This is a genomic window from Streptococcus mitis, assembly GCF_003942965.1.
GTDB classification, from domain to species: Bacteria; Bacillota; Bacilli; order Lactobacillales; family Streptococcaceae; genus Streptococcus; species Streptococcus mitis_BH.
The window spans coordinates 17,478-30,443 of the sequence record NZ_RJOG01000006.1 but is presented as its reverse complement, the minus strand read 5'-3'; the positions used below and the strand labels follow the sequence as shown (position 1 = coordinate 30,443).

Below are 12,966 nucleotides of genomic sequence, written 5' to 3'. Positions count from 1 at the left end.
AGCTAGTCCCACTTCAATCCCACATGTTCGTTCATTTCTTTATAGGCTGTATCAATTCGTTCCTTAGTCGCTTCATCCAACTGATCACGATGACTGCCACCCTCGATAAAGTCTTCTAAGATATAGGTTTGGTAATGATATAGAGGATATCCTTCTGGTGAAAAAGTTCCTTTTGGTGTTCGATTGACCCAAGTAGGATGAGCTTTAGCTGTTTCAATAGTTGTTTTTCCACCTTTTTTCTTGACAGTTACATCCATAAGAACACCACGCTCAGTCCACTTCGCATTGTCTACACCAGTCATTGTTTCAATACGTTGGTTAGAGATAAAGTTTCCCATAGAATAGATGATAAGTTTTTTCTCTCCATCTTTTTCAACAGTCTCTGATGGCTCAACTACGTGTGGATGGCCTCCAAAGATAATATCCGCTCCCCAATCAATCATCTTGTGGTACAAAGCCTTTTGCTCTTCAGTAGGTTCTATACGATACTCCACACCCATCTGAGGCATGATAACAGTAATGTCCGCTTCCTTCTCTGCACGCTCAATTTCAGCCTTCATCTTATCTTCATTTAGGTCTGAAAGATAGCGGTTATAATCTTCTTGAGAAATACTTTGCTCAATTCCATTAAATCCATAAGAATAAGCCAAAAGTGCAACCTTGATACCGTTCACTTCCTTGATAACGAGTGGAGCTTGATCACGTGACTCGTGCGTATAAACTCCAATAGGTGTCATTCCTGCCTTTTCAATTGCATCTGCCGTTGAAATAACTCCTTCAATTTGAGAATCTAAAATATGATTATGGGCTAGATCTAAAACATGATACCCAGCATCTTTAATAGCATCCATTACTTGAACAGGAGCATTAAATAAAGGATAGCCAGCTAGATAATGATCTTTATTAATGGTCCCTTCAAAATCACCTATAGCCAAATCTGCCTGCTTAAGCCAAGGAGTTACGTATTCAAAATTCTCATGAAAATCATAGCTGCCATCTTCCTTTTTAGCTGACATATAGATAATATCATGGTAAAGTAAATCTCCATGGGCCATGATACGAGCACTTGTTTCTTCTTCCTGATCTTTAGAACTTTGATTCGTCTTATTTGCTTCTTGAGAAATGGCATCCTTTTTTTGACTGGTTAAGGGGATTCCTTGGAAACTTTCAAACAACAAGACCAAGCCCATTGATAAAGCAACTGCTAGCAAGAGTATCGCCACAAATCCCTTATTACTCCACTTGCGATAACTCCTAAAAAAGTTTACAAAACCCCTCATAAAACGAAAAACTGGTCCACGTTTATGTCTATCTTGTCTTCTTTGCATCTTTATTCTCCCTACTTTCTAATGCAAGCCTTTTCTTTTTATTATATCACAGATAGGTAATTCTTTCACAATTGAATCGAACCTACTAGGCATTTTCTATAAAAGCTCGATGCCGTAATGCTTTCAATCCTTGTCATTTTGTGATATCATGTAGAGGTAATGAAAGGAGAGAAAATGTCTGCAATAGAACGTATTACAAAAGCTGCTCACTTAATTGATATGAACGATATTATTCGCGAGGGGAATCCTACTCTACGCGCAGTTGCTGAGGAAGTTACTTTCCCCCTATCTTATCAGGAAATCATCCTTGGCGAAAAGATGATGCAATTCCTCAAACATTCCCAAGATCCTGTCATGGCTGAAAAAATGGGGCTCCGCGGTGGGGTTGGACTTGCTGCTCCTCAATTAGATATCTCAAAACGTATTATCGCTGTTTTGGTGCCAAACATTGTCGAAGAAGGCGAAACTCCACAGGAAGCTTACGACTTGCAAGCTATTATGTACAATCCAAAAATCGTCTCTCACTCGGTTCAAGACGCTGCTCTTGGCGAAGGAGAAGGTTGCCTATCTGTTGACCGTAACGTGCCTGGCTATGTTGTTCGCCATGCCCGCGTTACTGTTGACTACTTTGACAAGGATGGAGAAAAACACCGTATCAAACTCAAAGGCTACAACTCCATCGTTGTTCAGCATGAAATTGACCACATTAACGGTATCATGTTTTACGATCGTATCAATGAAAAAGACCCATTTGCAGTTAAAGATGGTTTACTAATTCTAGAATAAAGAAAATCCCGTTGTAAGACGGGGTTTTGTGTTATAATAGAGGCATGAAAACAAATGATATTGTCTATGGCGTCCACGCCGTTACCGAAGCACTCCTTGCAAATACTGGCAATAAACTCTACCTTCAAGAAGATCTCCGAGGTAAGAATCTTGAGAAAGTCAAGGAATTGGCTACAGAAAAGAAGGTGTCTATTTCTTGGACTTCAAAAAAATCCCTCTCTGAGATGACTGAAGGTGCTGTCCACCAAGGTTTTGTTCTACGAGTGTCTGAATTTGCCTATAGCGAGCTGGATCACATCCTTGCCAAAACACGCCAAGAAGAAAATCCTTTGCTATTAATTCTGGACGGGCTAACCGACCCCCATAATCTAGGTTCTATCTTGCGAACAGCCGATGCGACCAATGTTTCAGGAGTCATCATTCCCAAGCACCGTGCTGTCGGAGTTACTCCTGTCGTTGCTAAAACAGCCACAGGTGCTATTGAGCACGTTCCAATCGCTCGAGTGACCAATCTGAGCCAAACTATGGACAAACTCAAGGATGAAGGATTCTGGACCTTTGGAACGGATATGAATGGTACTCCTTGCCATAAGTGGAATACAAAAGGGAAAATTGCCCTCATCATCGGAAATGAAGGAAAAGGCATCTCTAGCAACATCAAAAAACAGGTCGATGAAATGATTACCATTCCGATGAATGGACATGTTCAAAGTCTCAATGCCAGTGTTGCTGCAGCCATTCTCATGTACGAAGTTTTTCGAAATAGACTATAAAAAAAGTTTCCAGTCATCTGATTGGAAACTTTTTTATGATTATACTCAATGAAAATCAAAGAGCAAACTAGGAAGCTAGCTGTAGACGGCTCAAAGCACTGCTTTGAGGTTGTAGATAAGACTGACGAAGTCAGCTCAAAACACTGTTTTGAGGTTGTGGATAGAACTGACGAAGTCAGTACCCATACCTACGGCAAAGCGAAGATGACGTGTTTTGAAGAAATTTTCGAAGTATATTAACTATGTTCTGTAATAAATTTATAGGCTTCTTGACCAGCGATAGCTCCATCTCCAACTGCTGTTGTTACTTGGCGAAGGTCTTTCAAGCGAACATCTCCAACTGCAAAAATACCGTCAACTGCAGTTTTCATGTGGTTATCTGTCACAATCCAGCCAGCCTGATCTTGGATATTCAATTCTTTAACAAAATCGCTAAGAGGGTCCAATCCAACATAGATAAAAACGCCACCGAAGGCTTGTTCTGTCACTTGACCTGTTTTCACATTTTCAAAAACGACAGATTCTACTCGGTTTTCACCCTTTATTTCCTTCACTACAGAATCCCAGATAAAGCTGATTTTCTCATTCGTAAAGGCTCGGTCTTGTAAAACTTTTTGGGCACGAAGTTGGTCACGACGGTGAACAATGGTAACAGTCTTAGCAAAACGAGTCAAGAAGAGGGCTTCTTCAACAGCTGAATCTCCACCACCAACTACCAACAAATCTTGGTCACGGAAGAAAGCACCATCACACACGGCACAGTAAGAAACACCACGACTGTTCAGTTCTTCTTCTCCAGGTACTCCCAAAGGACGGTGTTTAGAACCAGTTGCTACGATAACTGTACGTGTTTCATATGTTTGGTCATCAGTAATCACTTTCTTAAAAGAACCATGGTCTTCGACATTTTCAACATGGCCATAAATGTGCTCAACACCAAGATTTTCAAGCGGTTCAAACATCTTTTCTGCCAATTCTGGCCCACTAATATTAGCATATCCTGGGTAATTTTCGATATCAGAGGTATTATTCATCTGACCACCTGGCAGACCGCCTTCAATCAAGGCTACTTTCAAATTGCTTCGAGCAGCATACAAGGCCGCAGTCATCCCTGCAGGTCCAGCACCGATAATAATAGTATCGTACATATAGTTTCCTTCTTTCTTGTTGTAACTATCTTTATTCTAACTCTTTCTTGTCAATCACGCAAGGATTATGCCTTGAAAACAAGAATTAAACTCATAACCGCAAAGGATAATACTGGAACAACCAAGACCCCAATCATAATCATATCATAGAGATGGGCTTGGCGAGCCTTGGCTGTCTTATCAACTCCCGACATGGCTCTCAGTCCAATCCAAATCCCTAAAAAAATCAGGACGAGGATGGTAGTCAAGATCAAACTCTCGAAATATAAAGAAAATAGTTGCAGTAGCATGATTTCTCTCATTTCTATCTTTTTTAAAGAGTAAACTCAGCTAGTCCAGCTAACTGAGTTTTCCTCTATCTATTATATCAAATATAAGTTCGTTTGTAACTAGCGAAGAATTCTTTTGTCCGCTCTTCTTTAGGATGGTGGATAATCTCATCAGGTGTTCCAGACTCGATGATTTTCCCCTTATCTAAGAAGAGAATCTTATCAGCAACTTGGGCTACAAAGGACATATCGTGACTGACTAAAATCATAGTCTGTCCTGACTTAGCAGCATCTGCAATAGACTTTTCTACTTCACCGACCAATTCTGGGTCAAGGGCTGAAGTTGGTTCGTCTAAGAGCAAGACATCTGGTTTCATAGCGAGCGCACGCGCTAAGGCAACCCGTTGCTTTTGTCCACCTGATAAATGGCGAGGGTAATGGTTTTCACGGTCAGAAAGCCCAACCTTAGCCAACTCTTCCTTGGCAATCTTAGTCGCTTCTTGGTCAGATAATTTCTTGACAACAACCAAGCCTTCTTTCACATTATCAAGTGCTGTACGGCGCTCAAACAAATTAAACTGTTGGAAAACCATAGACAGCTTACGGCGTAGGGCAAGGATTTCTTCTTGAGTAATCTTAGAAAAATCAACTGAGAAATCATCAATCTGAATAGAGCCACTGTCAGGTGTTTCAAGATAATTGAGACTGCGAAGGAAAGTTGATTTTCCAGCTCCTGAAGAACCAATCAAGGCTACAACTTCCCCTTTTTGAATATCCAAGTTCAGATGATCCAAGACAGTCTGTCCTGAAAAGGATTTGCTTAAATTCGAAATCTTAATCATTAACGAAGGTCTCCTTTCACATCTGTTTGCACTGTATCGGGTGCAGAAATAGCCATTTTTCTCTCGATGAAACGACCGAGGCTTTCAATTCCGATATTGACTACCCAATAAACAAGGGCAACGGAAATAAAGCGTTCAAAATAGCGGTAATCAGCTCCACCTAGAATCTGAGCTTGGGCAAAGACTTCCACAACACCCGCACTGAAGGCTAGAGAAGTTCCCTTGGTCAAACCGATTAGGGAATTGATTAAGGTTGGAGTTGCCACAACTGCTGCATTTGGAATAATTACGCGACGATAAACTTGTGCTCGGGTCATACCCAGACTGCGTGCCGCCTCAATCTCACCAGGATTGACTGAAAGAATGGCTGCACGAATGGTTTCACTGGCATAAGCTGCTTCATTAAAAGCAAAGGCTACAATCGCAAAAGCTGCAGCTGGAATTGCATTGATATTGAGACCAGTTCCCCATTGCTGATTGAGAGCTTTCAAAGCCAAAGGAATTCCGTAGTAGGTCAACATGAGTTGGACCAAAATCGGTGTCCCTTTTAAGAAACTAACAAAGAAGGCCTGCAAGGGATATAAAATTTTGACACGATTGATTTTCACAATGGCAAAAAGAAGTGCTAAAACCAAGCCAAAAAGAGCACCACCAATTGTCAACATAATCGTTGTTGGAAGTTGTTGGACAATTCTCGGAATTCCATCAAAGACCGAACGCAAGCTAAACAGCTTGCCATCCGGAATCAATTGCATCAAGTTTTGGTACCAATCTGATGCTAAAATCGTTGTAACATTCATAAAAACATCCTCTCCTGATAATGATTCATTCTACCATACTTCTGCCGTCAATGAAATTATTTGCTACGGTCAGGTACAGACTTTGTCTACCTACTAGTTTATCATACTTTGAAACAGGGAGGCTATATATTTTATCTATCAAAGAGATAGATAAAAACTATTTCAATCCCAATTCTTCATAAGCTTTTCGATAACCGATTTGCTTAACAGTTCCATTTTCTACTAAAATCGGTCGTTTTAACAACATACCGTCACTTGCTAGCAACTCAGCCGCTTCTTGGTTTGACAGGCTTCTTACCTTATCTTTCAGCCCCAATTCACGGTATTTGATTCCACTAGTGTTAAAAAATTGCTTCAACTCAAAACCTGAGGTTTCTATCCAGTTTAAAATGACTTCTTGGCTAGGTGTTTCTTCGACGATATGGACAGCTTTATAGTCCACACCGAGTTGGTTTAATTCTTGTTTTGCTTTTTTACAAGTTGAACATTTTGGGTATTCGATAAATTCTAACATGTCTTTCACTTTCTATTTTATATCTTTAAAAACTGCACCTTCATGCTCCAAGAGCCAAGCTTTCTTTTCCACTCCTGCAGCATAACCTGTCAGACGCTTGCCTGCGCCCAGCACACGATGACAAGGTATTAGGATAGACCAAGGATTGCGCCCTACCGCTCCACCAATTGCTTGAGCAGAATCCACTTGCAAATCTTGTGCTATTTGTCCATAGGTCACTGTCTGACCATAAGGAATTTCCTGTAAATAGGACCAAACTCGCTTTTCAAAATCTGTTCCGATTGGAGCCAAGGGCAAATTGGATAAATCCTGAGACTTGCCTTTAAAGTAATCATCTAAGCAAGCAATAACTTGGTCTAAAATGGGATGACTAACAACCGCTTCTATCGTCTCATCTCCTAGTCCCCTCTCAAAATGCTTCTGCTCCTGTACCCAAATTCCATACAAATAATGGTCATCAGCTACCAGTGATAGAATACCAATTGGCGAAAAGTAGAGCATTTTTACGTACTTCTTTTGCATTATTTCTTCAATTTTTGATAGGCCAAGCGTTCGCCATCAACTGGAACCTTACCAACCTGTTTAAAACCTAGTTTTTCAAAGATATGCTGCATGGCCTTGTTTTCTGCATGCGTATCTGAGCGAAAATCTAGATAGTCAAAACCTTCAATCAAACCCTCTAAGAAGGTTTGAGCAACTCCTTGTCCCTGCACATCTGCAGCCACAGCAATACGGTGAAAGACTAGGTACTCTGACTCTCCAGCTTGCCATTTTCCTTCATAAATGGCTTCATAGGCTGCCTCTGGACTTTTGGTCACAGCTGCATATGCTAGTAGTTCTCCCTCTTCCAAGGCTACATAGGCTTGACCTGAGATAATATCCTCAATAATAATATCAGCATTTGGATAGCCATTTTGCCACTGGTCACTACCAGCATCTGCTAAACATTTTTTAGCATCTTCCATCACCTGCATGATGGCATCTACTTCATTTGGAAAAGCTAAACGAATCTCCATCTTTTCTCCTCATTTCTGACTAGTTTCTCCCATCATAGCATAATTTAAGTCTTTCTACAAGCAGTTAAAACTTGACTTTCTGTTTTTATTATTTTATAATCTAGTTATTAAAACTAGATAAAAAGGATTTGAAAATGAAAACTACCTTTTCCTACCCAAAATGGGCAGAAATTCCAAACATTGACCTCTATCTGGACCAAGTTTTGCTCTATGTCAATCAGGTCTGCGCCCCTATCTCTCCTGAAAAAGACAAGGGCCTGACAGCATCCATGGTCAACAATTATGTCAAACATGGTTACCTGACAAAGCCTGACAAGAAAAAATACCAACGCCAACAGATTGCCCGTTTGATTGCTATCACAACCCTCAAGTCGGTATTCTCTATTCAAGAAATAGCCCAGACACTGAATACTCTACAAAGTCAAGCCAGTTCAGACCAACTCTACGATGCTTTTGTGGACTACATGAACCAAGGAATTGACCCAGCTAACCCTATTATCCAAAGTAGCTGTCAAACCGTTAAACTCTATCATCAAACTCTAGCCTTAATCGATCATACTCAAGAGGAGGAAATCTAATGAATACAAGCCTAAAGCTCAGCAAACAACTCAGTTTTGGAGAGGAGATTGCAAATAGCGTGACCCATGCTGTGGGTGCAATCATCATGCTCATCTTACTGCCTATTTCATCCACCTATAGTTATGAGACACACGGATTTTTATCCTCTATCGGCGTTTCCATTTTTGTTATTAGTCTCTTTCTCATGTTCCTATCATCCACCATTTATCACTCTATGGCCTATGGTTCGACCCACAAATATGTCTTGAGAATCATTGACCATTCTATGATTTATGTTGCTATTGCAGGCTCTTATACGCCAGTCGTCTTGACCTTAATGAATAACTGGTTTGGCTATCTAATTATTGCCATCCAATGGGGAACGACCATCTTTGGTATTCTCTATAAAATCTTTGCTAAAAAAGTCAATGAGAAATTTAGCCTTGCTCTTTACCTGATTATGGGCTGGTTGGTTGTAGCTATCATTCCTGCCATTATCAGTCAAACAATGCCAATTTTCTGGAGTCTCATGGTAAGCGGTGGACTCTGTTATACAGTTGGGGCTGGATTTTACGCCAAGAAAAAACCTTATTTCCACATGATTTGGCATCTCTTTATCCTAGCTGCGTCTGCCCTCCAATACATTGCCATTGTTTATTACATGTAAAAAAGTTGAGAAATTCAATCTCAACTTTTTTCTTTACACATATTAATAAAGTACTGGTGCAAGCGCACATCATCAGTCAATTCTGGATGAAAAGAGGTCACTAACATATTTTTTTCTTGAGCAGCAACGATTTGATTATCAACTGTTGCTAGAATTTCTACACCCTCTCCAACACTGCTGATAATCGGACCACGGATAAAGGTCATTGGAATCTGACCGACTCCCTTACATTCTGCTTCCGTATAGAAACTTCCTAGTTGGCGCCCATAGGCATTGCGCTCGACCACCATATCCATAGTTCCTAGATGACTCTCTTCCTGAGAAGCAATTTCCTTAGCCAGCAAAATCAAGCCTGCACAGGTTCCAAAGGCTGGTAAACCAGATAGAATTGCTTCTCGAATGGGAAGCAGCATGTTTTGGTCTCGTAAAAGCTTGCCCATGGTTGTAGACTCCCCACCAGGTAATATCAAACCCGACAAATCACTCTGATGTTTCTGAAAATCTTCTAAATTTCTGATTTCAACACTCTCGACACCTAATCGATCTAGCACTTTTGCATGTTCTGCAAAGGCCCCTTGCAAGGCCAATATTCCGATTTTCATCTATTTTCCTCGCTCTGCCATGAGAATTTGAATTTCATTTTCATTAATACCAACCATGGCTTCGCCTAGATCTTCAGAGATTTGAGCTAGGATTTGAGGATTACGGAAGTTAGTTACCGCTTTGACAATGGCACTCGCTCGTTTAACAGGATCTCCTGACTTGAAAATACCTGAACCGACAAAGACACCCTCTGCCCCTAATTGCATCATCAACGCAGCATCTGCTGGCGTTGCAACGCCTCCAGCCGCAAAGTTTACAACTGGCAATTTTCCATGTTCATGGACGTATTGAACCAATTCTACAGGTACCTGCAAGTCCTTAGCAGCAACATAAAGTTCGTCCTCTCGTAAGTTTTGAATGCGGCGAATTTCCTGATTCATCATACGCATATGACGAACAGCTTGAACAATGTCTCCTGTCCCTGGTTCTCCTTTGGTACGAATCATAGAAGCACCTTCAGCGATACGACGCAAGGCTTCACCCAAATCCTTAGCCCCACAGACAAAAGGAACTTGGAATTCTTTCTTATCCACATGGAAACGGTCGTCTGCTGGAGATAAAACTTCACTCTCATCGATATAGTCAATCTCAATAGCCTCTAAAATCTGAGCTTCAACAAAGTGCCCGATTCTGACCTTGGCCATTACTGGAATGCTAACCGCTTCTTGGATTTCCTTAATCATCTTTGGATCACTCATACGGGAAACCCCACCAGCTGCACGAATATCAGCTGGAATCCGCTCCAAGGCCATCACAGCAGCCGCACCAGCGGCCTCTGCAATACGAGCTTGTTCAGGATTTTGCACATCCATGATAACGCCACCTTTAAGCATTTGTGCTAAGTTTTTATTTAATTCATAACGATTTTCAGTCATTTCTTTATCCCCATCATTTGTATTGTATCTACCATTTCATTTTAAGTCAGATTAGAATGAATCACAAGATAAAAAAAACTTAATTGTATGGGTACAGATTTGCTAAAAAACTACCTGACCTTAACTTAAGGCCAGATAGCTCATTCATTTTTATTATTCAGCAGTAAGTGCAGCCATTGTGATGTAGTTGTATGGTTTGTTGAAGTGTGGCAAGAAGAATAGGTCTGTTAATGCCAATTTATCAATTGTCACATGTTCTTGAATAGCAAGCGAGAACATGTGAATTCCCATGCTGATTGCAGAATCGTGTGAGACCATTTGCGCACCTAGAATTTCGCGGCTATCTTTGTCAAAGACAATCTTGATTGCTACTTCATAGTTATCATGTTTCATGAATTCTGGTTTTTGAAGATCGTTAAAGCCTGTTTCAGTCGCATTGTAACCTGCTGCTTTTGCTTTTTCAAGGGTCAAACCAGTTGAAACCATGTGAAGACCGTAGATTGAGATACCGTTTGAACCTTGAACACCGATTCCTTCCAATTCATATCCACAAGCGTTGTAAGCACCAACAATACCAGTACGAACTGCGTTTGAAGCAAGTGCGATGTAGCTTGTGTCTTTTCGAGCGTTGTCATAAACAGTCGCACAGTCTCCAACAGCAAATACACCAGGAAGTGAAGTTTCTTGTTTCTTGTTTACAAGGAAAGCACCGTTACGGAAGAGTTCAATCTTACCATCAGCAAGAGCAGTATTTGGACGGAAACCAACTGCAAGGATAACCATATCCACATCGAAAGTTTCTTTATCAGTAATCAAGCGTTCAACTTTACCGTCACCCTCAATTGCTTTAACAGTTTGACCAAGCGCCAAGCGGATGTTGTGGTCTTCCAAGTTCTTCGCCATCATTTGTGTGAAGTCTTTGTCATAGTAACCGTTCAAGACAGTATCAACGATATCAACAAGGATAACTTCTTTTCCAAGACGTTCAAAGGCTTCAGCAAGTTCAACACCGATATAACCACCACCAACAACGGCGATACGGTCAAGGTGTTGACTCTTGTCAGCAAGTTTATTGATAACTTCTTCAGCATTTTGGTACAATTTCACGAATTGTACGTTTTCAAGAGTTGCTTTAAATTCGCGGTTTCCTTTAACAATTTCAACACCTTCGATTGGTGGCAAGATTGGTGTAGAACCCGTAGCAAAAATCAATTTCTCGTATGATTCTTTGTGTTCTTTTCCTTCAACTTCAGCTGTAACTACTTTGTTATCATAGTCGATTGAAAGAACTGGTGAATTCATGTAAACCTTAGCACCCTTAGCTTCCAATTTTTCTTTATCAGAATAGAACAAGCCTTCAGCACCGTCAATTTGTTCACCAATCCAAAGGGCCATTCCACATCCTAGGAAAGAGATGTTAGAGTTTTGGTCGAATACAACGATTTCGTTCTCATTACCAAAATTATCCAACATAGTATTAATACATGCTGTACCAGCGTGGTTAGCACCAACTACAACGATTTTACTCATAGAAAAATTCCTACCTTTAATTAAAAATTTACTCTTCTAGTATAACATTTACTGTTAGCGTTTACAAGAGTTTAGCTAATTTTCCCGATTTTTTTGTAAAAAAATGTAAATAATCTGTATTTTATCAGCCTTTCTTACAATTACTATTTATTTTCTGAGCATATTTCTTGACAAGTTTACAAATTTCATTTGTGAAAACGCTGACTTTATGGTATGCTAGTATCATGGAAAGAAAATGTAAGGGGTTCATTTTTCATAAATTTACTATATTTTAACCTTCTTTTCATAAGAGAAAGGAGTTGGTAGCTTGCCTCTTAGTTCACATTCTGAACGCCTAATGGGAACCACTATCACGATTTCATTAGTGGATGAGCGAGCCGATAGCTTGCTCCAAAAATCCTTTGATTTACTCAAAGAGCTCGAATACCGCTTCAATGCCAATAGTCAAGAATCTGAGTTGATGGAAATCAATCATCAAGCTGGAATAGCTCCAGTCAAGGTTCATCCAGACCTGTTCGACCTGATTTCACTTGGTTTAGAGCATAGCCTAGCTCCCTCTAGTCATCTCAACATCAGCATTGGTCCCTTGATTCAAACATGGCGTATCGGCTTTTCAGATGCCAAAGTGGCCCAACCCCAAGAAATTGAATCGGTGCTACCTTTAATCAATCCTCATTATATCGAGTTAGATTCTTCCACTTCCACTGTGTTTTTAAAACAAAAAGGAATGAAGATCGATCTTGGTTGTTTAGCCAAGGGTTATAGTGCGGATAAAGTTGCCCAATTTCTGAGAGAAGAGGGAGTGACGTCTGCCTTGATCAATCTGGGAGGGAATATCCTGACCATTGGAAAAAATCAGGCAAGAGGTGATCAAGCTTGGCAAATCGGTATTCAAGACCCAGCCAATCCGAGGGGCAATCACTTAATGACCATTCCTGTTGTCAATAAGTCTGTCGTAACTTCAGGCATTTATGAACGTCACTTGACAGTCGATGGAAAAGATTACCATCACATTTTTGACAGCCAAACAGGCTATCCTGCTGAAACAGAACTCGCTAGTCTCACAATCATCTCTGATAAGTCAGTTGATGGTGAAATCTGGACAACTCGACTCTTTGGAGAAAGACCTGCTTCTATCCTCTGGCAAGTCGAAAGTTTGGAGGGAATCGAAGCGATTCTGATTGATAAGGAAGGTCACCTAAGCTGTTCTTCAGGAGTTCCTACTCTATAGAAACAACTGTTTCAATGGAGTTTTAA

Annotated in this window: 16 protein-coding genes; 5 read left to right on the top strand and 11 right to left on the bottom strand. The window is 40.5% G+C overall.

The genetic code is table 11. The features are described 5' to 3' along the window. Positions 1–2: 2 nt before the first annotated feature. Positions 3–1,328: a CapA family protein gene (locus tag D8837_RS02920; RefSeq protein WP_125456148.1), complete on the bottom strand. Its 1,326-nt coding sequence runs from the start codon at positions 1,326–1,328 to the stop codon at positions 3–5. A gap of 174 nt (positions 1,329–1,502) precedes the next feature. On the opposite strand from D8837_RS02920, the gene def reads away from it, so the two are divergent. Together def and rlmB are read left to right on the top strand one after the other, a co-directional pair. Next, complete coding sequence (gene def / locus D8837_RS02915; RefSeq protein WP_125456147.1) at positions 1,503–2,114, top strand: peptide deformylase; 612 nt, start codon at positions 1,503–1,505, stop codon at positions 2,112–2,114. Positions 2,115–2,158: 44 nt separating this feature from the next. Next, a complete protein-coding gene (gene rlmB, locus D8837_RS02910) occupies positions 2,159–2,887 on the top strand; it encodes a 23S rRNA (guanosine(2251)-2'-O)-methyltransferase RlmB (protein WP_125456146.1) in 729 nt (242 codons plus the stop codon). 236 nt (positions 2,888–3,123) lie between these two features. Here the strand turns inward: rlmB and trxB are convergent, their stop codons facing one another. The 7 genes from trxB to D8837_RS02870 form a co-directional block, all read right to left on the bottom strand. Further along, positions 3,124–4,035, bottom strand: a complete 912-nt coding sequence (gene trxB, locus D8837_RS02900; protein WP_125456144.1) for a thioredoxin-disulfide reductase — start codon at positions 4,033–4,035, stop codon at positions 3,124–3,126. 65 nt (positions 4,036–4,100) lie between these two features. Then, on the bottom strand, positions 4,101–4,325 hold the full coding sequence (locus D8837_RS02895) for a DUF4059 family protein (protein ID WP_000926599.1): 225 nt from the start codon (positions 4,323–4,325) through the stop codon (positions 4,101–4,103). A 77-nt stretch (positions 4,326–4,402) separates the two neighbouring features. Continuing rightward, entirely contained in the window at positions 4,403–5,146 is a 744-nt protein-coding gene (locus tag D8837_RS02890; protein ID WP_000590982.1) for an amino acid ABC transporter ATP-binding protein, read from the bottom strand. After that, positions 5,146–5,946: an amino acid ABC transporter permease gene (locus D8837_RS02885; protein WP_001103449.1), complete on the bottom strand. Its 801-nt coding sequence runs from the start codon at positions 5,944–5,946 to the stop codon at positions 5,146–5,148. Before D8837_RS02885 ends, D8837_RS02890 begins: the two co-directional genes overlap by 1 nt. Positions 5,947–6,103: 157 nt before the next feature. After that, positions 6,104–6,460 (bottom strand): arsenate reductase family protein, encoded by a 357-nt coding sequence (locus D8837_RS02880; protein WP_125456143.1) that lies wholly within the window; start codon positions 6,458–6,460, stop codon positions 6,104–6,106. Positions 6,461–6,472: 12 nt separating this feature from the next. Beyond that, positions 6,473–6,982, bottom strand: coding sequence for a methylated-DNA--[protein]-cysteine S-methyltransferase (locus D8837_RS02875; RefSeq protein WP_125456142.1), 510 nt, complete (start codon positions 6,980–6,982; stop codon positions 6,473–6,475). Next, positions 6,982–7,476 carry a GNAT family N-acetyltransferase gene (locus tag D8837_RS02870; protein ID WP_119947007.1) on the bottom strand — a complete coding sequence of 165 codons (495 nt, stop codon included), beginning with the start codon at positions 7,474–7,476 and terminating at the stop codon, positions 6,982–6,984. Before D8837_RS02870 ends, D8837_RS02875 begins: the two co-directional genes overlap by 1 nt. 134 nt (positions 7,477–7,610) lie before the next feature. Between D8837_RS02870 and D8837_RS02865 the strand changes: the two genes are divergently transcribed. Continuing rightward, positions 7,611–8,054, top strand: a complete 444-nt coding sequence (locus D8837_RS02865) for a DUF1836 domain-containing protein (protein WP_125456141.1) — start codon at positions 7,611–7,613, stop codon at positions 8,052–8,054. Further along, complete coding sequence (gene trhA, locus D8837_RS02860; protein ID WP_125456140.1) at positions 8,054–8,701, top strand: PAQR family membrane homeostasis protein TrhA; 648 nt, start codon at positions 8,054–8,056, stop codon at positions 8,699–8,701. The genes D8837_RS02865 and trhA overlap by 1 nt, the downstream gene beginning before the upstream one ends. Positions 8,702–8,721: 20 nt before the next feature. Here trhA and pdxT read toward each other — a convergent pair whose 3' ends face one another. From pdxT to nox, 3 genes are all read right to left on the bottom strand, one after another. Beyond that, positions 8,722–9,303 carry a pyridoxal 5'-phosphate synthase glutaminase subunit PdxT gene (pdxT, locus tag D8837_RS02855; RefSeq protein ID WP_125456139.1) on the bottom strand — a complete coding sequence of 194 codons (582 nt, stop codon included), beginning with the start codon at positions 9,301–9,303 and terminating at the stop codon, positions 8,722–8,724. Then, positions 9,304–10,179, bottom strand: a complete 876-nt coding sequence (gene pdxS / locus D8837_RS02850; protein ID WP_000138517.1) for a pyridoxal 5'-phosphate synthase lyase subunit PdxS — start codon at positions 10,177–10,179, stop codon at positions 9,304–9,306. It abuts the gene before it with no gap. A gap of 153 nt (positions 10,180–10,332) precedes the next feature. Beyond that, on the bottom strand, positions 10,333–11,709 hold the full coding sequence (gene nox, locus D8837_RS02845) for a H2O-forming NADH oxidase (RefSeq protein ID WP_125456138.1): 1,377 nt from the start codon (positions 11,707–11,709) through the stop codon (positions 10,333–10,335). Positions 11,710–12,016: 307 nt separating this feature from the next. On the opposite strand from nox, the gene D8837_RS02840 reads away from it, so the two are divergent. Next, positions 12,017–12,940, top strand: coding sequence for an FAD:protein FMN transferase (locus D8837_RS02840; RefSeq protein ID WP_125456137.1), 924 nt, complete (start codon positions 12,017–12,019; stop codon positions 12,938–12,940). Positions 12,941–12,966 lie beyond the last annotated feature (26 nt).

Excerpts from the sequence above, each read along its gene's own strand:
- D8837_RS02920 (WP_125456148.1), bottom strand. The coding sequence starts at position 1,328 with ATGCAAAGAAGACAAGATAGACATAAACGTGGACCAGTTTTTCGTTTT.
- nox (WP_125456138.1), bottom strand. The coding sequence starts at position 11,709 with ATGAGTAAAATCGTTGTAGTTGGTGCTAACCACGCTGGTACAGCATGT.
- D8837_RS02880 (WP_125456143.1), bottom strand. The coding sequence starts at position 6,460 with ATGTTAGAATTTATCGAATACCCAAAATGTTCAACTTGTAAAAAAGCA.
- D8837_RS02875 (WP_125456142.1), bottom strand. The coding sequence starts at position 6,982 with ATGCAAAAGAAGTACGTAAAAATGCTCTACTTTTCGCCAATTGGTATT.
- D8837_RS02865 (WP_125456141.1), top strand. The coding sequence starts at position 7,611 with ATGAAAACTACCTTTTCCTACCCAAAATGGGCAGAAATTCCAAACATT.
- trhA (WP_125456140.1), top strand. The coding sequence starts at position 8,054 with ATGAATACAAGCCTAAAGCTCAGCAAACAACTCAGTTTTGGAGAGGAG.
- D8837_RS02870 (WP_119947007.1), bottom strand. The coding sequence starts at position 7,476 with ATGGAGATTCGTTTAGCTTTTCCAAATGAAGTAGATGCCATCATGCAG.
- rlmB (WP_125456146.1), top strand. The coding sequence starts at position 2,159 with ATGAAAACAAATGATATTGTCTATGGCGTCCACGCCGTTACCGAAGCA.
- pdxS (WP_000138517.1), bottom strand. The coding sequence starts at position 10,179 with ATGACTGAAAATCGTTATGAATTAAATAAAAACTTAGCACAAATGCTT.
- pdxT (WP_125456139.1), bottom strand. The coding sequence starts at position 9,303 with ATGAAAATCGGAATATTGGCCTTGCAAGGGGCCTTTGCAGAACATGCA.
- D8837_RS02890 (WP_000590982.1), bottom strand. The coding sequence starts at position 5,146 with ATGATTAAGATTTCGAATTTAAGCAAATCCTTTTCAGGACAGACTGTC.
- def (WP_125456147.1), top strand. The coding sequence starts at position 1,503 with ATGTCTGCAATAGAACGTATTACAAAAGCTGCTCACTTAATTGATATG.
- trxB (WP_125456144.1), bottom strand. The coding sequence starts at position 4,035 with ATGTACGATACTATTATTATCGGTGCTGGACCTGCAGGGATGACTGCG.
- D8837_RS02885 (WP_001103449.1), bottom strand. The coding sequence starts at position 5,946 with ATGAATGTTACAACGATTTTAGCATCAGATTGGTACCAAAACTTGATG.
- D8837_RS02895 (WP_000926599.1), bottom strand. The coding sequence starts at position 4,325 with ATGCTACTGCAACTATTTTCTTTATATTTCGAGAGTTTGATCTTGACT.